This window comes from Bdellovibrionales bacterium (genome assembly GCA_016716765.1).
Classification (GTDB): Bacteria; Bdellovibrionota; Bdellovibrionia; order Bdellovibrionales; family UBA1609; genus JADJVA01.
On record JADJVA010000020.1, the window covers coordinates 756363 to 780512 of the forward strand.

Sequence of the window (24150 nt, forward strand, 5' to 3'; positions counted from 1 at the left end):
TCATGGCGATTCAAAAACTTTCACAGGCTGGTGCCTTTGGACCCGGATCGGATCTTTGGATCCTTCCACCCTTGCGGCATTCTGCATGGGCTCGAAAAGTAGATTGGTACCTCAATTTTCAAATTTCACGGGCCAAGGATCACCAATTCCGCAAATTGGACCCAGAACTAGAAGAAATAATGAATACAAACGAACTTCTGCCTCTGATCCCCGTTGAAACTTCACCCGTTACACCCCCCCTATTGATTGCGAGCCACTCTCACCTGCCAAACCAGATGACACTTGAGATTCCAATGGATAAAGAACTGAAAAACTGGGTTCTTCTCTGCCACCACATTTGGAAGAATTTAGGGCGTCCCTCTCTTCGAGTTTTTCTTCCAGGACCAGCACTTTTTGAGAATTTCGTGGAGGAGTGGCCTGACTCCCAAACCGCAACAGATATCTCCTTGGTCAGCGAAATCGCACCTGGACATAACTAGATGGCCAAAGCAATTTTTTTATGAATCGCCCGTTAACAGCGGATTCGATCAACTGAGACATCATTCTCTGAGAGTAGGAAATCACTCATGACTCGACCAAACGGAACTATTTATATAATTTCTGATGGAACTGGGGAAACTGCTGCCACCATGATTCGAGCTGCCCTTGTGCATTTTCACGACAGAGAAATCAATATTGTGCGCAACAAGAATCTCAGAACCGAAGAACAAATAGAGAGTGTGATGAGCGAGGTCTTTGCTCGCCAAGGATTGGTTGTCCACACGGTTGTTAGCAACTCTTTGAGACAAAAAATAAAACAAGCCGCAGCCGAAAAAGGCATCCCAGAAATCGACCTGTTGGGTCCAGTCATGACTATTCTGGAAGGGTATTTTGGGATGGTACAAGGGCAGGAGGCTCATGAGGCAGGGGTTCTCCGCACCGTGGATGAAAAATATTTTAAACGTATTGAAGCCATCGAATACACGGTTCGACATGACGATGGAAAAATTCTTGGTGATCTGGATCAGGCCGACATTGTTCTGATCGGAATCAGCCGTACGAGTAAAACACCCTTATCAATTTTTCTTAGCCATAAAGGTTGGAAAGTAGCTAACGTCCCTCTTGTGATAAATACTCCCCTCCCAGAAGAATTATTTAAAATAGACCAACGCAAAGTCGTTGGACTCATGATTGACGGAGACACTTTGCTCCGAATCAGACGCAAGCGTCTGGAAAAGTTTGGCCAGGACCCTGGAGGAGAATACGCTAGCACACGTTATATTGAACAAGAAATGGAGTACGCCCAAGCGCTCTTCAAGAAAAATCGCAAATGGCCTGTGTTTAACGTTACCGATCGAGCTCTTGAAGAAACAGCCGCAGAAATCCTTCGCATCGTCGCCTCTCGGATGGATCTCCCCTACGATCAAATGCTCTAGATATCAGTTCAAACCACATGATCGACCAGCAATAGTCTTATATGAACTGGCCCACTTGATTGTTGTTCCAAACTCCAAGGGAGCCGGCTGACGCAATCTCGGGATTCCGGGATCTTCAAACATGCGTCCGGCAGCAGCGCTCACGTTGTGAGCACTGCACCAAGCCGAACTCGATCCTGAACCCCTGAGATTGCTTCAGCCGGCTCCCTATGTTTTTTGGACACAACAGAATCACCGAAGGCTTGCTGGCCAACCAAGGATTGCAACTTCGGATGGCGATTCGGAGTTGGCAGTTCTTATTTGGAATTGAAATCCCGATTTAGCGGCACCACAATCAGATTGGAAAGGTACTTCCAATTTTTCGAAATCGGCGAGATACTCATTTTCCAACAGTAGTGATTGATTCAATAGATGAATGGTACTTATCCAAGAGTTTCATAATGGCAGACTTTTCTAATGTAACTACGATGGTCGCATTTTTTTCTTCTACCTCATTTATTACAATAAAGGGATTTTCATTTTCGGTATTTTTTTGATCACTCAACAAGGCTTCTAGAAAACTGGCGATTTCGGAAGGATTGATGTCCCCTTTGAGCTTCAAAGAAAATCGTTTTACAAGAATTCCCTCATCCATATCAAAGGGTAACTTAAAAAAGTCATCAGTAAGAAAGGATAATGACAATGGAATGCCGAGTCCAGCCTGTAGATCTGGATTCTGTTCAAAGATAGACTTCCATTCTAGATAGTCCTCATATTTCTTGTTTGCAATGACAAGAGAAGCTTCATCTGCAATATTCTCAGTGTCCATAACCATAAACAAAACATCCTGCGATGGTTTCGGACCTAGTGTTGCTAATCTGGACAATAAACTCATCAATTCATTTTGTTTGAATTGACCTAGTGGAACATATTCCACCACATCACGGTCGGGATCGATATCAAGCTGGACTTCAAACCTGCCATTCGGTCCCACAGAATAATCAGCATGAAATTCATCATTAGAGTGCAGCAAAGGATATAGAAACTGAAGTCTTCCCTCTTCCTGCTGAGTAACTATTGAAGCGATGTGTTCGTCGATACCACCTTCTGCATTTCTGACTCCCATGACCAACCCACCCAAAAATTTTTGCTTTGAGATACGGACACCTTCCTCAAAAATGCGTGTTTCTCCTTTCAAACGGTAAGGAAACCAGCTCCTAATACGGTAAGTTCCAATGCCCAATTGCTGCAACTTCACTATGGATCTGGGAAAGGAAAAATCGGCCCCACCCCCATTCTTGACCTGCGCTACATAAACGCCGGTCAGGTCGGGAGATAAAATTTTCAAACAGCTTTGAGCTGTGGAACGAGCAGGTGTTTCCTTTTCTACGGAGCTAGCGAAACTCTCCTGTGATGTTGCAAAAGCGAAACAAAATACCGACGAGAAGACTAACAATCTCAAATTCTTCATGATGCAAGGTCCTTTTGATTTCTACTCAGGTTGTCGAAGTTGACTATCACAAGCAATTGGGAATTCAAGTTCATTTGACCGCCTATATGTCGCATGTCGTGAAGGGGGCCGTTCATCGAAATGATTGAGGAAACCATGGGATCGGGTAGGCCGGTGCATTACTGAACCGACCCCACCACAGAACCCATCGCGCCAATTTCTAGCAATGGGCTCTTCAGAAGGAAATACACTTACAGTCGAGCATAGCAGGTGAGTTTGGCATAGCTAATATGCGACATTTCGCAGCCGGTGAACGGATACAAAGCTTCGAGAATAAGGATCTCGATTTTAATACAGCGACTGGGCCACAAGCCTTCGGTGATTCTGTTGGGTCTAAAAGACATAGGGAGCTGGCTGAAGCAATCTCAGGGGTTCAGGATCGAGTTCGGCTTGGTGCAGTGCTCACAACGTGAGCGCTGCTGCCGGACGCATGTTTGAAGATCCCGGAATCCCGAGATTGCTTCAGCCGGCGCCCTTGGAGTTTGCAACAACAATCAAGTGGGCCAGTTCAAGTCTTATAGACCTAGACGAAACCCTATCCAAATCCGTGCTGCAAAGCTCTAAAAAATACGTCAACCATCGGGCCGATCTCACTCAGTTTTTGTGAATACATGTTTACGTTAACTGAATATTTGAAATCCTCGGTTTCGATTTGCGTGAGGCGATTCGTTTTGACTTGCTTGCGAATGCTGTGAGCAGGGAGAAAACCCCAACCTAACCCCGATTCAATCACTCGTTTGAGAGTTCCGACGTTGTCCGACTCAAAAACAACTTCAGGATCAACTCCAACTTCATGAAATTTCTTTTCAATGCTCATCCTAAACGAAGGATACTTTTCGGCAAAAGAGACAAGCGGTCGGGACCCAAGATGCCCCAAATCAACATTTGATGGCAAAGAGGTGTCACGACCTGAGCCGACCAGCCACATTTCGTCTTTAAAGAGAAATCTCTTTTCAAAATGCTCAAACTCAATTCCATATTCCTTCTTTAAGTCTGGAAGAATCGCAATGTTAATATTCTTACTTCTCATCTCACTAATAATTTTGTCACCTGTCCCATATACAAGTTTAATTTTTAACCGCGAATTGTGTTTGAGAAACATTCCAATGATAGGACTAATCATATAAAGTCCAATTGAATTGAGCGTGCCAATTCGCAAATCACCAGAAATCTCCTGCGACATTGTTCTGATGGACACTTCCGCTTGTTGGGTTAAAAACAAAATTCTTTTTGCGTAATCATAGAGCATTTGTCCCTGAATAGTTGATTTAACCTGACGAACACCTCTCACCAACAGTTCAACTCCCAGCTCTTCCTCAAGATTTCGAATCTGCTGACTGACAGCAGGCTGCGTGAGAAATAGTTTATCTGCAGCTGCAGTCATACTCCCCTCGCTCAATACGGCACAAAAAGTCGTGAGCTGTTGCAAATTCATCGGTACTCCTTTAAATCAGCTATTTTAGCACTTTCGATATGGTTTATTTTCGAATTTGCCTTTCAAGTTGCAAGATGTAGGCGTGAAGCATAAGCGATATTTATGAATCTTGGGAGATAGGATTGTAAGTTTTATATATTTATTGTAATAGAAATATATATGCAGCATTATATCTCAATAAAATCAATATGTTAATGTTTTACTCAATCTACACGATATATTGTATTTTTTATAAATTTAAACCATTTTCTTTCGACTTTTTCATCCCAACATATTGAAATTACTATAATTAATTCTCTATTATAAAATTTTCTTATATCATTTTACAAATTTTCTTGAATTGATCCGAGCCTTTCATCTGGGATGTAATTCTCTAGGGACAAAAAAGGGGGAATTTATGAAAGGGGCTACAAAGATACATCCGATTCATCTATCAACTCTTCACGCCGGAGCGATTGGTCTGGGTCTACTTTTGGCTTCCTGTAATGCGACTCGCCTTCAGGACCACAAGCAGATTCGCCATTCGGCCCCAGGGAGTGCAAATGAGGTTGGTACAATCGTCAAAGGAGTTGATGAGAGCCAAGTGGTCGATCTCCTCAACGAGCAACCACAAGCCCGCGCAAGGGTCATCAATAAAAATCACGGAATCTTCGAGATTTTTACCGTCGAGAAAGAAGCGCTTGAAAGTAAATGGCCAAAATCAAAACTGAGTCGAAATAGTTTCTTTCACATTTTTGAACCAGACCCGAATGCTCTTTCCCTGAAACAAAGAATTCATTTGTTGAACAACACATCGAACACGGACATTGCTCCGCAGGAGAAAATAAGACCTTGTGAAGCAAGTCTTGAAGAGCCAACAGCAAGGATCAATGTTATTGAGACCTCAGAAGAGCTCTCAGATCAAGTCATGAACTTGGGAGGATCCTTCACGCTCACAGCAGAAAAAAGTACGCCTCATGCACTTCACATCTCAACTCTCCGTACCGGCTGGCTGGTGACAACTCCGGCGAGTTCTAAGATCGGGCAACAGGCCATTTTTGGCAACTCACTGAACTATAAACCTGATGCCTATGGTGCTTACAACTTCCTCATGGTTGTTCAAGATGATCGCAATGTTTGTGCTGTAACCAATTTTGAATTGGTCGTCACCGGAAATCAGGCCTACGTTGGTCGGGGTCTGCCTGTAGAAGACCTCCTCAGCAAAGTCGATCGAGGACAGTTTCTTCATCTTTTGGACTTGAGAGCTGAAGAAGCACAAGCAGAGTCTGTCGCTCAAGGAGAGGGAATTGTGATTGCTGTGATCGACACCGGCGTGAATTACAATCATCCTGCACTTCTAAAAAATATCTGGACCAACGAAAGGGAAATTCCTGGAAACGGAATCGACGACGATAGCAACGGCCAAACTGATGATCTTGTTGGCTATGATTTCGTGAACGGAGACGAGTGGCCCTTTGACGACCATGGCCACGGAAGCCATGTCAGCGGCCTGGCAGCCTCCTCCTTATTCGGAGTAGCTCCACGAGCTCAGATTATGTCATTGAAGGCGCTTGGTCCGCAGGGCGGTGATGTTGCGAGTCTTGTTGGCGCCATTTACTATGCAGTCGATAACGGTGCGCGAATCCTTAACATGTCCCTTGGGACCTATGGATCACCGGATGCACTCTTGGTTGGTGCCATGGACTACGCAAAAGCCAAAGATGTTGTGGTTGTGGCTGCCGCTGGAAATGGACATCCACTTTTAGGAACTGGAGTTGATACAGATCAGATGGCAAACTATCCATCTGCGCTTCCTCATGATAATATCATTGCTGTTGCCGCCAAGGACTCAAACCCAGCTCATGTCCTTGCCCCCTACTCCAATTATGGCATCAACTCAGTCGACGTTGCAGCACCAGGAGGAAACTCTCCCGAAAATCTCCTTACATCCTGCTATCTCGACAATCCTCTTGGCATTCTGTTCATGGGAATGGTCGGGACCTCGATGGCGGCTCCAAATGTGTCGGGAGTGATTGCCCTCATGTTGAGTTTAAATCCTTATTTGAATTCAGCTCAAGTAAAGGAGATCTTGCTCACAACAGGGCAACAATCTTCAGACTTAGCTAAGCTGATCCGCTCCGGCAGATACATGGATGCATTTGAAGCTGTTCAGGCAAGCAAATGGTCTCTGCCCGGAAAGGTGACCCAGGCCAAGTAAGCACCAGCTATCCTTCGAATAGATGACGTGCCGCAATTGCGGCACGTCTTGAGAAAGCCATTGAAGGATTCTCTGCAGCGGTCCAAACGCCAGCCAGAATAAATCACCAGTCTTGGGCTTGAGTGCGTATCATTTTGAAACGAAGCTATTTTTCTGGCCTTCTGTCTTGAATTGAAACGACTCCCTCTCTTATTTACTCGCCGTGTTGCGAGTTCTTCCCTATAATTAATCATGCCTACCATGAGGAGACTCTTCGTGAATAGAACCCCTTTGACTTTGCTTGCCCTCGTTTTTATGACGGTATTTCTATCGAGCGTTGCACAGGCCAAGCTGTTCCGGAATGCTTACGTCAGTTATGAGCTGCCTCCCAAGTGGAAGTGTTCTCTCGAGGCCACCGAGTGGATTTGCACAAGCGACTTCTACGAGAAAACTCGAGAAGCAATGATCGTCCTTACTGCCAAGGAAGTCGGTCCCTCTGACACACTTCAGACTTATTTGTCATATTTAAATGTCTCCAAAACGATTCCCAGTGTCCTGGGCAAGCCAATTGCATCACAACTTGTCGGAGTTAAAAATCGCGTCATCAACAACCACATGTGGGTCGATGGAATGCACATGGGAAGTGAAGTGCCCTCCTACTACACTCGATATCTTGGAACAGTAAAGGAAAACATTGCCATATTGGTCACATTTACTGCCCACAAAACCCACTACACAAAATACAGCCAGGATTTCCTAAAGGCCATCCAGAGTCTTCAGGTGGTTGCAACGAAATCCATGCTGACCGATAAGCCATTAACTGCTGTCCGTAGCTCCAGAGAAACACTTGGAACTCCGATAGGCCAAGTCTTGCCGTCGGACTTTGGGGCAGAGGTACCACCGGAGGGTTCAGGAAGTGGCAAGGTAGGGTCTTCGCTCTTGGGCATTTTGATTCTGCTCGCTGCCACCGCCTACTATTTTCTATTTATGGGTAAGAAAAAGAGGAGAAAGTAGCAATGAAATTGAAACTCATCATCCTACTTCTTCCATGCTCTCTTTCGTTCGCCATTCAGGCCAAGCAGATATCAACCCCCTTTCTAAATTTTCAAATTTCAAATCGATGGGATTGCAATTTTCAGGATCCCCTTGCCTATGTATGCCGTCTTCAGCAGAACCAACCTGTTCAAGATGCCCTTATCATCGTTTCGGCCAAGGAGGCTGGACCTGAGGATAATTTTAGCTCGTTTCAAAAATATTTGGGAATGCCCAAACCTCTTCAGGCAAAAGGAGCAACACCAAGCATTTCGAAAGTTCAATATGTTAAGATTTTGGACATCCATAAGCAAAAGTGGACAGAGGGGCTTCACTTGAATAGCGAAATCGAGGGCTACTCAACTCGGTACCTGGCCACGGTAAAGGGAAAACTTTCCGTCCTAGTTACTCTTTCAGCTGCTCAAAATCATTGGAAATTCTTTGAACAAGATTTTAAAATGGCTGTCCAGACTCTCCAATTGACAAACAATCCCATTATTTTTTCTGACCCTTACAGACTTGGCCAGAAGCAAAATCTGCAAAATCCCCCGCAAAAGCAGCCGGCCTCCCTCCCTCCGCCAGCCAAGGCAGCCAGAAAACAAGCATCAGTTCAAGCAGAAAGAGCCTCTTCGCCCCCCAATTATGCCCTCATGGGAATTGCCGCTTTGGCCGTTCTCGGCTTAGTTGTTTATGCGGTTAAAAGCTAAAGCAATTCAACTAAAAGCCTGACTGAATCACAGGTTACTTGAGGTGAGGAAGAGAATCCCATATAATGAGAATCAAAACACGATCTTCGAAGTGTAGCTCAGCAGCTCTTGAAAGGAGCATTCATGGTTCTCTTTGACTGGATATCAAAGCTAAACGACTTTATCCGTTTGAATGATGTTACACCCAATTTGTTATTGTTCTTTTTTGCGGTTACTGTTTTGGCCTTTGTTTTTAGTTTGCGAGAATTCACGTCCTGGTTGGCCAAGACCTCCGGGTTACGCCAGGAAATAATTGCGATTCGCGAGTCTCAAAAGCTCCTCGAACAAAAGATCGATATCCTTATGACACTACGAATGAAGGATGTTGACTCAGAGACGACGGAAAAGCCGAACTATTCTTTCGCTTTTAAGGAAGGCCCTGAGCTGCCTGTTGTTTCTCGAACCTCAAGCCCCGCAGAGCACATCTTAAATTAGAGCGAGCTGGCCCGTTTTACCAAATTCGATCAGTTGATAAACTCTTTGTAGCTCATCACCTGAACCACTCCGATTGGACGGAGTTGATCTAGAATCTTACTTTTCGAACCATACACTAAAACCTTAAGACCATCGGGCCTGAGGTGTTTCTTAACAACCTCATTCACCTCTTCCGTGCTTATCTTGCCGATGTCGCTCAGATAATTCGTTAGATACGAATCAGGAACCCCATAAAATCGAAGAGCCAAAAGAGATTGAGCAGTTTTTTCGGCAGTTTCAAGGGCCCTCGGAAACATTCCCCGAAGAAGAGCCTGGGCTTCCTCAACTTCCTTTTCGCTCACCCCTCTATCGCGAAACTCCTGAACGACCTTCAAGGTCTCTCCGACTGTTTCTCCAACTTTGTCATTGCGCGTGAAAGTTGAAATGGTGAAAGGTCCCTTATCTAATCGGGCGTCGAATTCAGAACTGATGGAATAAGTGAGACCGCGACGATCTCGGATTTCATCGACCAATCTGCTACGGAAAGCTCCCCCTAAAATCATATTTGCCACACGTAATTTCAAAAAATCAGGATCCGTGCGTTTGATTCCGGGATGACCTATGCGAATCTGTGTTTGAGCTAAATCTCCCTTATCAATCAACTGTATTTGAACTCCCTTTACTGGTGGAACCTCTGGAAAACTTGCAATTTTTTGATCTCGAGAGGTCCAGGCTTTGAAAGCACCTTCTAGCTCGCCGATAATATCAGGACCCAAATGGCCAACAACGGCAAGCTGGGCATTGTTGGGTCGATAATAAGCAAGGTAATATTTAATTATATTCTTCCGACGCACTCTCTGAACGTCATGCTTTCTTCCCAACACTCGCCGCGCATAGGGATGAGTCCCATAGAGAAATGAATCAAACATCACTTCTGCAAAATCCGATGGATCATCAACTGTTTTTTGGAGAGCCGAAAGAACCTGCTTTTGAACTCGGCGAACTTCCGCCCCTGCAAATGAAGGCTCCGTCACCATTTCGGAAAAATTCTGCATCAAGGCCTGACGATAGGGAGCCAAAGTACTCGCCCCAATCAATGTAAAATCCTGACCGACTTCAACATCAAGTGAGGAAGCAATATCCCCCATCGCATCGGCCAACTGCATGGCATCACGTTTCGCCGAGCCCTTATTGAGTAATTCCCCAACGATTGAAGCGACTCCAGAATTCGCTATTGGGTCAGCACTTGCTCCCGCACGCACCAGAAGTTTCATGCTGAAATAGGGCAGAGTCTTATCTTCGACCAAGAGGACCTTTAAACCGTTTGAGAGAGTGACCTCCCTGTACGGGCGAAGTTCAAATTGGCCAGTTTTACCTCCGCCACTCCCCATTTTACCCGTTAAGGCGCAACCAAACAGAAGGGGCTCAAAAATGCAAATCAATACAATTCCGACAATTATTTTCATCGATCAAACTCCCTTTGCCTCTAGCCCTTTAGGGTTAACACGAATCACTGAACGCTGCTCTGGCTTGAGATATTTTTCAGCAACTGCTTTGATCTGATTCACTGTCACAGCGCTGTATTTGTCCAAGTCCTTAAACAATTGAGTGTAGTCCTCAAAAAAAATCTCGTTAAGAGCTAAAATCCTGGCCTTCCCCCCGACAGTTTTGAGAGAATCAACATAGTCCTTCATAATTTGTGTTTTGGCCTTCTCCAACTCTTTCACAGAAACAAGTTCATTGCGTACCTTCCATAGTTCCGAATATATAGAATTCGCTACCTTGTCGGCGTCCAATCCAGGTTTCACCGATGAAACAATCTGAACAAGACCAGCTTGACCTGAGGTATCCGACCAAACGGCGACTTGATCCGCTATTTGCTGTCGATAAACGAGAGCCTTATGAAGCCGACTCGAAGAGCCGTTACCCAAAATATTAGCCAATAAATCAAGAGCGTAGGAATCCTCAGCCCCAGCGGATTGCCCCTGAAAGGCAATGGCAATCGTGGGACTCTGCACATCCTTAGCTAATCGCGCAGTTCGTTCACCCTTTTGCTCTGGCTCAAGATTTTTTATTTTTTCGGGTAAAGGCTGAGCTGGAATAGCATCATAGTATTTCGCGATGAGCCCTTTTGCAGACTTGATACTGAAGTCCCCCGTAATAATTAAAACCGCATTGTTGGGCGCATAAAAAATTCGATAAAACTCCTTCAAATCATCGATAGATGTGGCATCTAAATCCTTCATGTACCCAATAACGGGCCAACGATAAGGGTGCGTCTTAAATACCGTTTCAAAAACGGTTTCATTCAAATATCCAAACACAGAATTCTCAACGCGGTATCGTCTTTCCTCCTTGACCACTTCGCGCTCCTTCATGATTTCTTTTTCATCAAATACGAGATTTCGAAGTCGGTCAGATTCAATATCCAAGATGAGTTCCAATTTTCCGCTTGGCATGTTCTCATAATACCCGGTGTAGTCGCGAGTGGTAAAGGCGTTGTTAGTGCCTCCGTTCTGCACTGAGTGTCAGAAAAAATAAAAAGCAAAGTGCACGCAACACGAGGACCTCCCCGGTGATTAAAATCACCGCTAACTGAATCCTCATATATTCTCTACGTGGATATGGAACCTGTCAATGCGGACCAGAAATCAACGAAGGACAGATTAAAAGGCCTTCAAAAAAATTACTGCACGACAAAATCCGAAAAATAAACATTTCGAACGACACCTTTGTCGAGAAATCCGTTCATCTCGGCGATAATACGATTCTTTAGCTGCAATTTACCCTGTACCGTTTCAACCTCAGAATACACCGTCGAATTCAAAATTCGAACAATGGCGTCCCGCCCCTCTGCTCCGAGCGAAATGACCTCTTCAAATCCTTCCTCATCCAACATTTCTAAGCTCATTTCCAGCCTGATAAGTCTTCGTGGAACCCCATCCAAATTCGTGTTGAAGGTGTCCAAAGCATACATCACCGGTTTTTGCTGAAGAGACTTGCGGAACTCAACTAACTCCCTGTTTAACTCTTCCTCCGAGGTCACCTTCGCTTTATGACCGATGGTTGAAGAAAAAACCAAAAATGCCCCCGTACCGACCACAGAAAAATTCATTATCAAAAATACCAGTGTGATGATCTTACCAAAATCGCGTTTCGGCTTTTCCTGCTCTTGTGTCTCTGCCATTTAGCACCTCTGACTATCCTTATCGGTGCCCCGACTCAGGTCTTAACGGCAGAATATTTGTCTCGTCTTGAGAAATGACTCAAAATCAGTGACGCCATCGAAATCTTAGCTCTCGACCCATTGCCTCTTCGTTGACTTTCAACCTGTGAAACCATTTAATAGAATGATATGGTCTGTGTTTTTCAGGTTGAATAACAAATGGTTTGCTTCATTTCGATACTATTGACTTTTTCGGGGTTCCTTAGCTGGAGTTCTCCTAGTCATGCTCGCGTGGAAAGCGAAACCAACTTAGTGCCTCCCCAAGAAAAGTTAAAAGAATTAAAGGACGCTGGCCTAGACAAGCCTGACCCAAAGGCGATACCGCCTCCAGAGGGCAGGTATCCCGCAACTCTTGTCCAGCTGAGTGATTCTGACTCTTTTTCTCCCTATGCCTTCCTTGTGGATAAGTCCACAAGGACCCTCACTGTTTGGAGATTTCAAAACGGTGATATCAGTTTGGTTGCTTACTACCCTTCCGATTTAGGACGTCAGTCTGGAAACAAACAGAGTTTAGGGGATTTCAAAACTCCCGAGGGAATTTATTTTTTCCAAAATCGCTATGAGGGCAAACAGATTGATTTTGGTGAATATGGTTCGCGAGCCTTTACCATGGACTATCCAAACTTCTTTGATGTCATGGCAAGCAAAACAGGAAGTGGGATCTGGCTTCATGCTATCCCTCAAACCAAATCACTTTTGCGAGGATCTCGAGGCTGCATTGTTGTCAGAGACGAGGTTATTCAAAAAGTCGGCGAATTCATTTCACTTAAGCACACCCCAATTGTGATTCAGGAAAAAATTGAATACGTAGAGCCTCAAGTCCAGAGAACCACAATGGCTCAGCTGAACTCATGGCTTGAGAATTGGCGAAAAAGTTGGGAAACAAAAGACATCAATACCTACATCTCTTACTACGGAGATCAGTTCAAATCCCTCGGAATGAACCGCTCCGGGTGGAAGCGATTCAAAGAAAACCTCAACTCGAGGTACCAATCTATTCAAGTGCAGACGAGAGACCCCATGATCGTTGTGCACGAAAATGAGGCGATCATCAAGTTTCTTCAGTCCTACCAATCAGACGTGAAGTCTGATTGCGGAGAGAAGACCCTTTATCTAAAAAAGGACGACCAAGGCCAACTTAAAATTGTTGGCGAAGAGTGGTCCGAGACTTTGAAAAAGAAAATCTCAGCTAGCGAAACCAAAGGCTCCAGCGACAGTCTTTAATTGTGATTGTTGTTGAAGTGAGAATCTCCATCTGCCCCGTTTGCTTCTTCTTCCAGAGTCAACTCTACTGCCTTGTGTGCCATGTCAGGAAGTGACTCCAGATGCTTGCTGTATTCTTCTTTTGTGAGAAGTCCTTCCGCATAATTCCAATTTACCATTCGTTGATCAAATTTCAGCTTATTTAGTGATTTTTTCAAATTGCCCATCAAAAATACCTCCAAATAAGGTCGTGAAGTCAAGAGTCAATGTTCATAACGTCATCAATTCCAATACCGAGGAGGGCCACCAGGAGCCCCGTCCTGCTTCGTACCGCGATCATTGTCTACCACCAATCGAAGCTGGGGACCACCCTTTTTCTGAGGCCTTCCTCCGCCTTTAAAGCCAGAAAAACGGCCACGAAATTTGAGAAAAAGATAGCCCGCTGCTAGTCCGCCAAGATGCGCAAGATTAGCAACATTGTTTTCTTGGCCCGAGCTTAAAAGGGTGACAAGCTCAATGCCTCCAAGAAGCGCGACAAAATATTTGGCCTTCATTGGAAAAATCATCATGAAATAGACAATTCTTTCTCCAAAGAGCATTCCAAAAGCCAACATCAAACCAAAAACGGCCCCGGAAGCCCCAATAACTGGCACACCCATCACACTCGAATGCCCTCCAAACAAAGAATAGAGGATCACACCGAGGAGATAAAAAAAGCCGGCCCCCACACCACAGACAAAATAATAGGTCAGAAAAAAACGTGGTCCCCAGCGTGGTTCCAAATCTGCTCCGACCCACCATAAAATAAGCATATTGAACAGAACATGAAGGATTGAATTGGAGTGCAGGAACATATAGGTAAAGGGCTGCCAAACCCAAAAATCAGTGATAATCCGCTCAGGAACGAGTCCAAACCAATTAAAAAGATAGGGTTCGCTCAGAAAAAATCTTTGAATGATCAAAACCCCAATAAACCAAATGACAACATTGACAATGATCAGCTTTTTTACAGTTGGGGTCAGAGGTATTCCCAAGTTCTGCATCTGATAACGATTCATGGCAAGCCCTCGGTGTTTCCTTGCCTGAGCTCAATTAAGACTCCGCCGGCCGAAGAGGGGTGAATAAAAGAAATCAAGCCTTGGTGGGCGCCAGGCTGGGGATTCTCATAGATCAACCGAATCCCAGCGGTCTTGAGATGCTTGAGAAGCTCACTCAAATTCTCCACTCTCAGGCATATGTGATGAATACCTGGCCCTCTCTTTGCCAAAAATTTAGCTATGGGACTCTGAGCACCAAGAGGCTCTAGGAGCTCAATTCTTGATTCATTCGCCAGGTCATAAGTGCCAACCCGAACTCCCTCACTCGGCACATCCTCAACAGTAAGCTTCTCAAATCCAAGAGCTTCATATAGCTTGGCTCCTTCGGCCAAACTTGAGACAGCAATGCCAATATGATCTAGTTCATACGAACCGAGATGATTCATAGGTCTATTCCCCAAAAAACGGACAAATCCGGTTATAAGTTTGCTCCAAAGTTTCAGATACAACTTTGGTTTCCGCGATCAATGGAAAAAAATTGGTGTCCCCGTGCCACCGCGGAATAATATGCCAATGAAGGTGATCAGGAATTCCAGCTCCCGCAACAGCCCCATGGTTGAGTCCAATGTTAAATCCAGCACAACTGTAGGCTTTTTGCAAAATATTAAATGTTCGGCGCACAAGACTCATCAACTCCAAGTACTCCATTTCAGACAAATCAGTTAAATTCCCGCAATGACGAGTTGGAAGCACCAGCAAATGCCCTGTATTGTAAGGGAACTTGTTAAGTACTACCATGGCCAACTCACTTCGGTAAACCACCAAACTTTCGATGGCTGGGCCTTTGAGCTTTGCCGTACAAAAAACGCAGGTATCGTGAGAAATGAGCTTTCGCACGTATTTATAGCGATCCGGTCTTGCCATGATATCTCGTTCAGTTGGCCAAATGTCTGAGGCGAGCTCGTCTATACCCGCCCTTCCTTGAGCGACTCGCCTCTTTTTGGTATCTTTTCTGCTGGATTTTCTTTGCTTTGCGGACTTCTTACTTGCCTTTGTTTTTCTTCTCTTTTCCATTGCACTCCTCAAGTCTACAAAGATCCTGGCATGAGATACAGAGGGCGGCCCAGGAGCTGAGCACGCAAGTCTTTGAATTGTGCGCTTTCAGTTTTAATTTCTGCTGAGGAACTCACCCGAAACCGATCTTGCCAAAATCCAGAAGAAGGAGAAGACAAAGATCTCGGCCGAAACAACTTTGGATTGACCCCGAGACCAGCTAGAGTTCCTGCAACCCGGATAGCATCTTCAAAGGAGCCAACCTGATCAGCAAAGCCAAGACGCACAGCTGTAGCTCCCGTAAAAACTCGACCGTCCGCATACTTATTGATGAGGTCCGGAGAAAGTGAGCGACTTTTTTGAATGGCCTGCTTAAATTGATCATGAACTTCGGTTAGAATCCCCCGAAAGAACTCCCTCTCTTGCAGTTTTATTTGGTATGCACCTGCTATTGGCTCTTCCGGCTCTCCTGTCTTCACAGCAATTTGCTCGTGGGCCCGTCCATCCTGTGATTGGTTGGGTTGAGAAAACTCCATGACCGCACTCATCGAACCCATCAAAGTCCCTGGATTAGCAAGAATACGGTCGGCTCCAGAAGCCGCATAGTAAGCTCCACCGGCGACCACGCTCCCGCCTGACACAACCACTGGCTTTCGAAACTCCTCCCTCACGCGCTTAATCTCTGTATAGAGCTCCTGGCTCGATCCAACCGAACCTCCGGGAGAATTAACATGAATGATCATGCCTTTGATATTTGGATCCTCACGATAGATACGCAAAGTTCGGATAAAGTCTCCTGTATCAAAAATCACCCCTTCCAGTCTCATTGAAAGAAGGGATGGCTCCTTCACTTCGGGAGCCAAAGGATTCCAAATCGAAAAAATATAAACAGAAGAGACTATAAACACGCCAAGAAAAACAAAGGAAATAATCGTCAAGATGCTCTGATAAATATGCCTCATCCCCAACCCCTCCATGAGAGGTCATTCTACTCACAATCTCGTCCCTGGCAAAAACTAAAAAAAAGAGCCACCAAACAAGTTGGTAGCTCTCTTCTTATTTTTGCACTTCAGCAGAGACTCAGAGACCCAATGAAAGGCCTGTCTCAAACCAAAGGCTACTCAGCAGATTCACCCTGTTTGTCGGTCGCCTTCTTGAGGGTATCCCCAAAAAGATCACCGAAGCTCGTTTTTGAAGTTGCTGTCGCCTTTTTAACATAGTCTTCGACGTCAGCTTTCTGCTCTCGAAGCTTGACCAACTTGGCCGAGAGTCCAATCTTTCTAGCATCTTTATCAATCGAAATGATTTCAGCCTTGATGAGATCGCCCACGTTGACAACTTCATCTGGCTTTTCAACACGCTTGGTGCTCAATTCACTGATATGGATCAAGCCCTCGATGTCTGACTCTAGCTCTACAAACACGCCAAAATCAGCCAATTTCACAACTTTTACATCGCGTTGAGAACCAATTGGGTACTTGCCTTCAATATTTGACCAAGGATCAGCTTCGAGCTGCTTGATACCCAGGCTAAAACGCTCATTCTCGATATCGACGCCCAAGACCACCGCGCGAACCTTATCACCCTTTTTATAAACCTCAGAAGGATGATTGATGCGTCGTGTCCATGAGAAATCAGAGATATGAACCAAACCGTCAATACCTTCCTCAATTCCGACAAAGACCCCAAAATCAGTAACAGATTTAACTTCACCCTCAATGATTGTGCCTGGTCCGTAGCTCTCTTTTAGCTCAACCCAAGGATTCACCTCTAATTGTTTCATACCCAGGCTGATGCGCCGATTCTCGCGATCTACCTCGAGAACCTGAACATTGACCTCATCTCCGACCTTTACCAACTGTGAGGGGTGCTTTACTCTCTTGGTCCAGCTCATCTCACTCACATGAATTAGGCCTTCGATTCCTTCTTCAAGCTCTATAAACGCACCATAATCAGCCAAGCTCACAACTTTTCCGGAAAGCTTCTGAGCGACTGGGAATCGCTTTGCAACTTCTTCCCAAGGATCGGCCTTCAGTTGTTTCATACCCAAGCTCACTCGTTCTTTTTCATTATCAAACTTGAGCACAATCACTTCAATTTCATCACCAACGTTCAACAGCTCGGATGGATGCTTAACTCGTCCCCAGCTCATGTCAGTAATGTGCAGGAGACCATCCATTCCACCAAGATCAATGAATGCACCGTAGTCAGTGATGTTCTTCACCATACCTCGGACGACCGATCCTTCTTTCATGGCATCGAGAGTCTGAGTACGTAGACTTTCTCTTTCCTCTTCAAGAAGTGCTCGACGAGACAGCACGATATTGCCCCGACGCTTATTGAACTTAATGACTTTAAATTTATAAGTTTTGCCGATGTACACATCCATGTTGCGAACAGGACGCAAATCAATTTGGCTTCCCGGCAAGAAGGCCTTCACTCCAATGTCAACGCTCAGACCACCCTTGACTTTGGCGATAACGGTTCCTTCAATGACCTCTTCATTTTCGGCAGCTCGCGAAATATCATTCCAAGCCCTGAGCATGTCCGCTTTGTCCTTTGACAAAACGACCATCCCATTTTCATTTTCAATTCGGTCAATAAAAACTTCGACCTCTTCACCAGGCTTCACATTGCGCTCGCCTTCAACCATCCGAAATTCAGAAATCGGAATCATTCCTTCGCTCTTGTAGTTGATATCGACCAATACATAGTCTTCCTGTACTTCAACCACTCGACCGTGAACAACGTCACCAACCTTAAAATCCCGCTCGCCGAGAGACTTCTCAAAAAGCTCCTCGAAATTTTCTACGTTCCTCATTGCTGATTCGAACGCACTGGGATTTGCTGGAACCTCAGAATCCCCAGCATCAAGTGCCGCCAAAACATTGTCTCGCAATATTTGCGCCTTTGATTTGTTGGCTTTTTTATTTGCTACCATTTCCAAAAATTACCTCCTGCGGGAAAAGGATCTTTTCGTCCTTACCCTTCTAAAATTTCTCAAGGCCGTAGCTATTTGAGATAAGCCTCTCGTTATAAGATCTATCTAATCAATGTCAAAGGGATTTTTACACTTTGCCCGTGAGAGTCTGACACCGCAACAGCCACCATGTCTACCCCCAACCACCATCTCCATTGTGTTTGCTGGTCTTCACAGCTTTAAAATGAATCGACCAGAGCTCGCCCGATTTAGCCAGATTGATCATTGTCGAGTGTTCTCAGCTATTTGACGCTCTTTAACCCAAGGTCCTTCCGAATCAAATTTTCGACCATATCCACCACTTCCTCCAACCTGAGATCGCCGGTATCTATACGATGGGCAGAAGGCGGAACCTGAAGAGGTGCAAGCTGACGATGACTATCCTGCTTGTCCCGAAGCGCTTGGGATGCTGCGGTATCTTCCACCTTCAATCCCTCCTCCTGGGCTCTTCTCGCCGCCCGAAGGGCGCTGGCCGCCTCCAGATAAATTTTTATGGGAGCATCGGGAAAAACGACGGTGCCACAGTCACGGCCCTCTGCCACCAGACCCTTAACACCCAAACGGCAATCGCGTTGAGCCTTTAGTAAGCTCGACCTCACAGAAGGAAATTGACTGATCAGACTGGCCGTCTCACCGACTTCCTCACGATAAATCTCTTCGGTCACGTCTTCCCCGTTAAAAAATACCTGGGTCCTCTCGGGGCTCAGCCGAACCTCCCAAGCCGCCTGACGAATGAGTTCAGCGATCTTGGCTTCATCAGTTACGTCAATTTGGTGACTTTTCACCAAATACGCAAGGCCACGATAAAATGCTCCAGTCGAAACCCACCTCCATCCCAACCGACGAGCCACTTCCCGGCTCACCGAAGTTTTTCCGCTGGCGGCAGGCCCATCGATCGTCACAACGAATCCCGCTTTGAGTTTATCTTTAGGCATGGTTTATCTCCATTTTAAGATCTTTAATGGTCATAAATACTCATCAAGCTCCAAACTCCAAATGGGAAATCCCATCTGAAGCAAGTTCTCAATATGTTTTTGCCCTGCGTCGTATGAGACGAGGCCAAGATTTTCATTTGTATCCTTTTTTTGATTTTGAGCATGAACTGTGATTAACAATTCCAGTCAAAGGATTCAAGATGTCGTGGACAATCGGTCTTTATATTGGAGAGTCGTTTGCGGAAATATCCGCAAAACAGGATAATCAGACGGGAATTCCCTTCTGGCGCTGGTACCAGCCGCAAATTCCCCTCGCAAAGGGAATTCAGCGTTTTCTTCAGGAACACAAGATCACAGAGGTCAAAGAAGTTCGGATTGCCACTCGATTGGCTCGTCAAATCATCGCGCGGCGATTGGGTCAAAATCCAGCTTTTTTGGTTACCGAAGGATTTGAAAATTGGCCCATAATGAATCTTCCAGTTATCAATGACCACTTTTCAATACGCCCAAACCGTTCTAAACCGCCTCTTTCAAACCATTTGATTTTTGGGCTCACGGGCCGAATCAACGCCCAGGGCGAAGAAGAAAGGCCTCTCGATCCAGAAGAGCTTGAGTTTCTTGTCGCAAAATTAAAACTGAACAAAGTCAGCCACGCCGTCCTCGGACTTCTTCACGCCACGATGAACCCCTCCCACGAAAAGCGGGTTGAAGAATTTCTTAAGGAACACGGAATTAGGGTCTACCCCTCCTATAATTTGCCCCTTTCCCAAGCAGAAAAGCCCCGTTGGTGGCATTCGATCTTAAATGCCTACCTGGAGCCAGCCTTCAAGGTCCTTATGGAACAAATTGTTTCTGGTTTTGGGGCCACATTGAAGAACGAAAGTCTTCTTCAATTGATTCTCGGAGATTCGGCTCCGGCGCATAAAAATTGGGATTCTCCGCTTGGCTCCTTGTTTGGATCTGCCTTCCTCCTCAATAGAGCAAGAAAAGATCCATCTGAAGCCGTCCTCTATATGGGACTAGAGGAATTTTTTCTTCTGCCTGGACACTGTGAAAACCAACTTGATTGGATGAGCGACTTTGGTCGCGTTTCTTTGCAACACGTTGAAACTCGAGAGCTGCTTTTGCAGCCAAGTTCAGTTATCACTAAGAGTATTTTTGGTTGCCCCACCTTTTCACGTGAAGTAGCCGGTTTTGAGCCTGGTCCAATGTGTTTTGGCAAGGGAGTTAACCCACTCTTTCTCGATCTTCTCTTTGCCAATGACAGACTGGGAGACATTGAAGTGCTTCACCATCACCTCAATCCAAAAATGGGCCAGAGAGTGAAAGAAACTTTCGGAGCCTACAGTCGAGAAGCGCTCGCGGGGTCAAACTACGGAGAATCTGACATTCTAAATTGGATGGAAGAGACCGCTCTGAATTTGTTTGCCTCTGAGATTCGATCCCACAGCCGAAGTAAAAAGATTCGAACGACAGGCCCTATGTCGTCAGTTATGATTCCTCTTCTTGAGCCTCTCCTCAGCGAGTGCCAACTTTCTCCACTTTTTGACTTCAACCAACCGCTCTGTGAACAGCTCCTCAATGTGAAGGTAAGCCAATGATGGGACGTTCTAAACAAATGCAGGATTCCTTCTATTTTGCGCAGCTCAACTGCTTCTTTGAACGTTGGTTTGAACCTTACCAAGCCGCAGCCCTGATGACCGCAGATCATTTGCCAATTTATATCAAATATCAAAACCTACCAGATATCGGAACGCTTCCAGTAGTTACGGAGACTGTTGGGAAATACTTAAAAGTCAGCGCAGGAGATATTGTCCTCACGAACGATCCCTACTGTGGTGGTTCTACTTTAACCGCCATGACTCTGATGATGGGCGTCCATCTTGAGCCAAGAAAGTCGGGTGGAACTGCGGAATTCTTGTTTTGCGTCCGTTTCAACCTGAAACCTCGCCTGCAAATGACAGATACGGTTGAAGATGAAGGAGTTAGAATTCCGCCCACGCCTATTCGTCACAATGGACAACTCAACGAAGGACTTTTACGCGTGATCTCTGATCACCCCCAATGCCCAAGAGATTTTCTCAATGGCGTGCACCGTATGATTGAGGCAATGGACAATTCGGTAAGGCAAATGAAACAGGATACCACTAGTGCTCATTTGGATTGGTCAAAGCCGCGATTGAGGCAATACTTCAAAGAATCCAGTCGACTCTTTTCGGTTCTTTTAGGACGAATTGCCTTCGGAGAAACCTCCCAAGAAATGACTTTGGATTCAGGAGAAAGGCTTCGTCTCAATCTCGATGTAACTGAAGGGAAAATAAAATTTGATTTTTCTGGAAGCGGTCCTTCAGCTCACCTTCACTTAACAGATGGCGCCACTCTGGGCGCGTGCGTGGGGGCGATTCTCTCAGTGATCGAATCGAACATTCCCCTTAATGCGGGTATATTCGACCGTTTTGAGGTCAGGGCACCTCAAGGGACCTTGGTGAATGCGAAATATCCGGCTCCTGTTTACCAAGGAATGACTGACGGGGCTGGTCTGTTAGCCAACTTCATTTTACAAGTTCTGAGTGGAATCGATCCGTCTATCCGGCTCGCTCGCTCCGGCCCCTCACTGTGTTCATTTGAACTCGAATTTGGCAATGGACTTTTTTTCTTTGATACTTTGGAGCCAGGTATGGCTGCCAGTAGCTCCGGTCGAGGACATGACTCCATCAATCCATGGCAGAAAAGCCATTTGGAACCTTCCATTGAAGAAATTGAAAGGCGCTACCCTCTCTTGGTCAAATCTTGCACCATCAGACAAAAGTCGGGGGGCAGTGGCAATTTTGAGGGCGGCAATGGCGCCACCAAAGCAGTTCTGATAAAGTCATCAGCAACGCTTCGTTGGATGATCACTCAGGCCTCACAAAAACCCGAAGGTGGGGAGGGAGGAAAGTCGGCGAGCTCAGCGGAACTTTATCTTCAGAAGGCAAATTCTAAGGAAAGAGAGAAAATGCCTGCACGGGGGGAATTCACGATGAAAGCCGGAGATACTGTTATCATGCACTCCTCTGGTGGCGGAGGCTTTGGCGAATAGGTTCAGCTACTGATAATCATTGATCTTCCGGTCACCAAGGAAAGGCGGCTTGTGAAAACAGACGAATTAATCAAAGTGCTTTTTATTAGAAATTTGGCAAATGGATTGAAGGTTGAAGCCAAACAGACCTCCGGGTTTCCCGTGGTCGGCTTTGAGTCCAGTCAGCTCCTTGTTTCAATCCCTCCTGAGCTTGCCCAAGTTGGAGCACGACTGCATGTCGAATTGGAGTTAAAAAAGGATTTTATTAAAATCGCGATCCCCGTGAAGGGAGTAGTGATGGCGCTAAGAAGTGATCCTGCCCAGCCAAATGAATGCTTTGCAGGACTTAAAATCTCCCAGAAAGACGATAATCTTTGGAAGGAAATGGAAAAGACACTCCTAAAGGTACAGCAAGAGTTAACGGCTCTTTTTGAACGCATGAGGGGCGGATCATGAATTTATCAGCTGACGCATTAACCTTAGAAAGAACGGCTCGCCAATATCTCAAGGCTAAGAAAATACTGATCATCGACCATTCAGCTGCCTCTCGCGAGGGACTCAAGAGTCTTTTTTTAGATCTTGGGGCCGAAGAAAATCAGTTGATAAGTGCCGTAAAATTTTCTGAAGCCTTGGACAACATGAAGAAGCACAAGCCATCGATCATAATTTCTGAGTTTCATGTCGGTGAGCAATCAGCACTTGAACTGAGTATTGAAATGAACAGCTACATAGAGAATCGTCTTGAAAAGCTGTTCATGATTGTCACAACCAACGCATCAGAGACCGCCGTCGCAGAAGCCGCCGAGGGAGATGTTGATGCTTATGTATTGAAACCTTTCTCAAAAAATCACCTGCGAGAGCATATTCTTAGAATTATTTATCCTAAATTGAACCCCTCAGAATATGTTCAGCTTATTGAACAGGGGAAAAAATTTAGAGTTAAAGAACTGGGATGAAGCTGAAAAGTGTTTTAAGAAGGCGGAACCTCTCTGTGAGAGTCGTTCTTCTATCAATTACTATTTAGGAAAGATAAATGAAGGAAGGGGAAATTTAGATGAAGCCTTCACTTGCTTTGAGGAATGTCTGAAAGAAAGCCCCTTGAATTTTCGCTGCCTCAATTCAAAATTGGAGATTCTCGAAAAACAGGAGAAATATCCCGAAGCCTATGGAGTGGCTCAAATAATTAACGCTGCTTTTCCTATGAGCCCTCATCGACTTGGAAAGGTAATTCAATTGGCTGTCTTTACCCAAAATTTTGCAGAAGTTCAAAAACTTTTTGACAAGTTCAAAAAGCTTGACCATCCGCCTCTCTCTCTCAAAAAAATGGTTTCCGCTGCTCTTTATGTCTGCGGAAAATTTCTGGTTCAAAAGAACATGGAGGAGAGTGCTCTTCGAGCCTTCCGCGATGCGGTCATCACTGGAAATAGCGACCCTCTGATGATTGAGAAGTCCGTGATCTTTCTGCTCGAAGCAGGTCGAAAAGATGCAGCTGAAATCTTGCTTAAGCTCTATCCGCCTGAAAGACGTCACGAACCACATTTTCAAAAACTGGAGAAGGACCTGCTGACTCCTTTAGCAAAGCATTCCTAGTATTTTTTATTTTCTAATCTTGTAAGGGTTTTAAGCTGGCCTGCTTGATTGTTGTTCCAAACTCCAAGGGTGCCTGGCTGAACCAAATCTCAGGAGTCCAGGATCTTCAAACATGCGTCCGGCAGCAGCGCTCCCGTTGTGAGCACTGCACCAAGCCGAACTCGATCCTGGACTCCTGAGATTTGGTTCAGCCAGCTCCCCGTGTCTTGGATACAACAGATTCACCCAAGGCTTGCGGGCCAGCCGCTGTATTAGGAGCGCAAGATTATTAGGCTTTTCTTATCATAAGAAGATATTGACAATATGCGTCTAAATACTGTAGACCAAATTTCCACAGAATTGAAGCAATTCCTTGAAATTG

The 24150-nt window shown here is 45.4% G+C and carries 26 protein-coding genes; 13 read left to right on the forward strand and 13 right to left on the reverse strand.

All coding sequences use genetic code 11. The annotated features are described in order from the left end of the window. Positions 1-2: 2 nt before the first annotated feature. Together IPL83_12210 and IPL83_12215 are read left to right on the forward strand one after the other, a co-directional pair. Positions 3-479, forward strand: a complete 477-nt coding sequence (locus IPL83_12210) for a hypothetical protein (protein ID MBK9039905.1) — start codon at positions 3-5, stop codon at positions 477-479. An 87-nt stretch (positions 480-566) separates the two neighbouring features. Next, the gene (locus tag IPL83_12215; protein ID MBK9039906.1) at positions 567-1415 is read left to right on the forward strand and encodes a kinase/pyrophosphorylase; all 849 of its coding nucleotides are present in this window, start codon (positions 567-569) and stop codon (positions 1413-1415) included. Between the two features lie 379 nt (positions 1416-1794). Here the strand turns inward: IPL83_12215 and IPL83_12220 are convergent, their stop codons facing one another. Beyond that, positions 1795-2637, reverse strand: coding sequence for a hypothetical protein (locus IPL83_12220; protein MBK9039907.1), 843 nt, complete (start codon positions 2635-2637; stop codon positions 1795-1797). A 497-nt stretch (positions 2638-3134) separates the two neighbouring features. On the opposite strand from IPL83_12220, the gene IPL83_12225 reads away from it, so the two are divergent. Next, positions 3135-3317, forward strand: coding sequence for a hypothetical protein (locus tag IPL83_12225; protein MBK9039908.1), 183 nt, complete (start codon positions 3135-3137; stop codon positions 3315-3317). A gap of 122 nt (positions 3318-3439) precedes the next feature. Here IPL83_12225 and IPL83_12230 read toward each other — a convergent pair whose 3' ends face one another. Beyond that, entirely contained in the window at positions 3440-4339 is a 900-nt protein-coding gene (locus IPL83_12230; protein ID MBK9039909.1) for a LysR family transcriptional regulator, read from the reverse strand. A 397-nt stretch (positions 4340-4736) separates the two neighbouring features. Here IPL83_12230 and IPL83_12235 point away from each other — a divergent pair, with 397 nt between their 5' ends. The 4 genes from IPL83_12235 to IPL83_12250 all read left to right on the forward strand — a co-directional run bounded on the left by IPL83_12235 (position 4737) and on the right by IPL83_12250 (position 8728). After that, entirely contained in the window at positions 4737-6536 is a 1800-nt protein-coding gene (locus IPL83_12235) for a S8 family serine peptidase (GenBank protein MBK9039910.1), read from the forward strand. Between the two features lie 255 nt (positions 6537-6791). Next, complete coding sequence (locus IPL83_12240; protein ID MBK9039911.1) at positions 6792-7529, forward strand: hypothetical protein; 738 nt, start codon at positions 6792-6794, stop codon at positions 7527-7529. 2 nt (positions 7530-7531) lie between these two features. Next, positions 7532-8254 carry a hypothetical protein gene (locus IPL83_12245; protein ID MBK9039912.1) on the forward strand — a complete coding sequence of 241 codons (723 nt, stop codon included), beginning with the start codon at positions 7532-7534 and terminating at the stop codon, positions 8252-8254. 123 nt (positions 8255-8377) lie between these two features. After that, positions 8378-8728: a hypothetical protein gene (locus IPL83_12250; GenBank protein ID MBK9039913.1), complete on the forward strand. Its 351-nt coding sequence runs from the start codon at positions 8378-8380 to the stop codon at positions 8726-8728. A 29-nt stretch (positions 8729-8757) separates the two neighbouring features. Here the strand turns inward: IPL83_12250 and IPL83_12255 are convergent, their stop codons facing one another. From IPL83_12255 to IPL83_12265, 3 genes are all read right to left on the reverse strand, one after another. After that, a complete protein-coding gene (locus IPL83_12255) occupies positions 8758-10173 on the reverse strand; it encodes an insulinase family protein (GenBank protein MBK9039914.1) in 1416 nt (471 codons plus the stop codon). Between the two features lie 3 nt (positions 10174-10176). Further along, on the reverse strand, positions 10177-11229 hold the full coding sequence (locus tag IPL83_12260; GenBank protein MBK9039915.1) for an insulinase family protein: 1053 nt from the start codon (positions 11227-11229) through the stop codon (positions 10177-10179). Positions 11230-11393: 164 nt separating this feature from the next. Next, positions 11394-11894, reverse strand: coding sequence for a flagellar basal body-associated FliL family protein (locus IPL83_12265; GenBank protein MBK9039916.1), 501 nt, complete (start codon positions 11892-11894; stop codon positions 11394-11396). 198 nt (positions 11895-12092) lie between these two features. Between IPL83_12265 and IPL83_12270 the strand changes: the two genes are divergently transcribed. Next, the gene (locus tag IPL83_12270) at positions 12093-13157 is read left to right on the forward strand and encodes a L,D-transpeptidase family protein (GenBank protein MBK9039917.1); all 1065 of its coding nucleotides are present in this window, start codon (positions 12093-12095) and stop codon (positions 13155-13157) included. Here the strand turns inward: IPL83_12270 and IPL83_12275 are convergent. The 7 genes from IPL83_12275 to cmk all read right to left on the reverse strand — a co-directional run bounded on the left by IPL83_12275 (position 13154) and on the right by cmk (position 19141). Continuing rightward, positions 13154-13363: a hypothetical protein gene (locus IPL83_12275; GenBank protein ID MBK9039918.1), complete on the reverse strand. Its 210-nt coding sequence runs from the start codon at positions 13361-13363 to the stop codon at positions 13154-13156. The two genes, IPL83_12270 and IPL83_12275, sit on opposite strands and share 4 nt — an antisense overlap. 54 nt (positions 13364-13417) lie before the next feature. Beyond that, complete coding sequence (locus IPL83_12280) at positions 13418-14179, reverse strand: rhomboid family intramembrane serine protease (protein ID MBK9039919.1); 762 nt, start codon at positions 14177-14179, stop codon at positions 13418-13420. Between the two features lie 11 nt (positions 14180-14190). Next, entirely contained in the window at positions 14191-14619 is a 429-nt protein-coding gene (gene mce, locus IPL83_12285; protein MBK9039920.1) for a methylmalonyl-CoA epimerase, read from the reverse strand. A 4-nt stretch (positions 14620-14623) separates the two neighbouring features. Further along, positions 14624-15247, reverse strand: a complete 624-nt coding sequence (locus IPL83_12290) for an HIT domain-containing protein (protein MBK9039921.1) — start codon at positions 15245-15247, stop codon at positions 14624-14626. Between the two features lie 14 nt (positions 15248-15261). After that, positions 15262-16188: a S49 family peptidase gene (locus tag IPL83_12295; protein MBK9039922.1), complete on the reverse strand. Its 927-nt coding sequence runs from the start codon at positions 16186-16188 to the stop codon at positions 15262-15264. A 155-nt stretch (positions 16189-16343) separates the two neighbouring features. Then, positions 16344-18167 carry a 30S ribosomal protein S1 gene (locus IPL83_12300; GenBank protein MBK9039923.1) on the reverse strand — a complete coding sequence of 608 codons (1824 nt, stop codon included), beginning with the start codon at positions 18165-18167 and terminating at the stop codon, positions 16344-16346. A 281-nt stretch (positions 18168-18448) separates the two neighbouring features. Then, positions 18449-19141 (reverse strand): (d)CMP kinase, encoded by a 693-nt coding sequence (gene cmk / locus IPL83_12305; protein ID MBK9039924.1) that lies wholly within the window; start codon positions 19139-19141, stop codon positions 18449-18451. A gap of 200 nt (positions 19142-19341) precedes the next feature. Here cmk and IPL83_12310 point away from each other — a divergent pair, with 200 nt between their 5' ends. From IPL83_12310 to IPL83_12330, 5 genes are read left to right on the forward strand one after another with little or no spacing between them, the layout of a single operon-like run. After that, positions 19342-20742 (forward strand): hypothetical protein, encoded by a 1401-nt coding sequence (locus tag IPL83_12310; GenBank protein MBK9039925.1) that lies wholly within the window; start codon positions 19342-19344, stop codon positions 20740-20742. After that, entirely contained in the window at positions 20739-22220 is a 1482-nt protein-coding gene (locus tag IPL83_12315; protein ID MBK9039926.1) for a hydantoinase B/oxoprolinase family protein, read from the forward strand. Before IPL83_12310 ends, IPL83_12315 begins: the two co-directional genes overlap by 4 nt. Before the next feature lie 51 nt (positions 22221-22271). After that, positions 22272-22655, forward strand: a complete 384-nt coding sequence (locus IPL83_12320; protein MBK9039927.1) for a hypothetical protein — start codon at positions 22272-22274, stop codon at positions 22653-22655. Then, on the forward strand, positions 22652-23155 hold the full coding sequence (locus IPL83_12325; GenBank protein MBK9039928.1) for a response regulator: 504 nt from the start codon (positions 22652-22654) through the stop codon (positions 23153-23155). The genes IPL83_12320 and IPL83_12325 overlap by 4 nt, the downstream gene beginning before the upstream one ends. Further along, the gene (locus IPL83_12330) at positions 23103-23789 is read left to right on the forward strand and encodes a hypothetical protein (protein MBK9039929.1); all 687 of its coding nucleotides are present in this window, start codon (positions 23103-23105) and stop codon (positions 23787-23789) included. The genes IPL83_12325 and IPL83_12330 overlap by 53 nt, the downstream gene beginning before the upstream one ends. Before the next feature lie 30 nt (positions 23790-23819). Here IPL83_12330 and IPL83_12335 read toward each other — a convergent pair whose 3' ends face one another. Beyond that, the gene (locus tag IPL83_12335) at positions 23820-24005 is read right to left on the reverse strand and encodes a hypothetical protein (GenBank protein MBK9039930.1); all 186 of its coding nucleotides are present in this window, start codon (positions 24003-24005) and stop codon (positions 23820-23822) included. Positions 24006-24150: the final 145 nt, after the last annotated feature.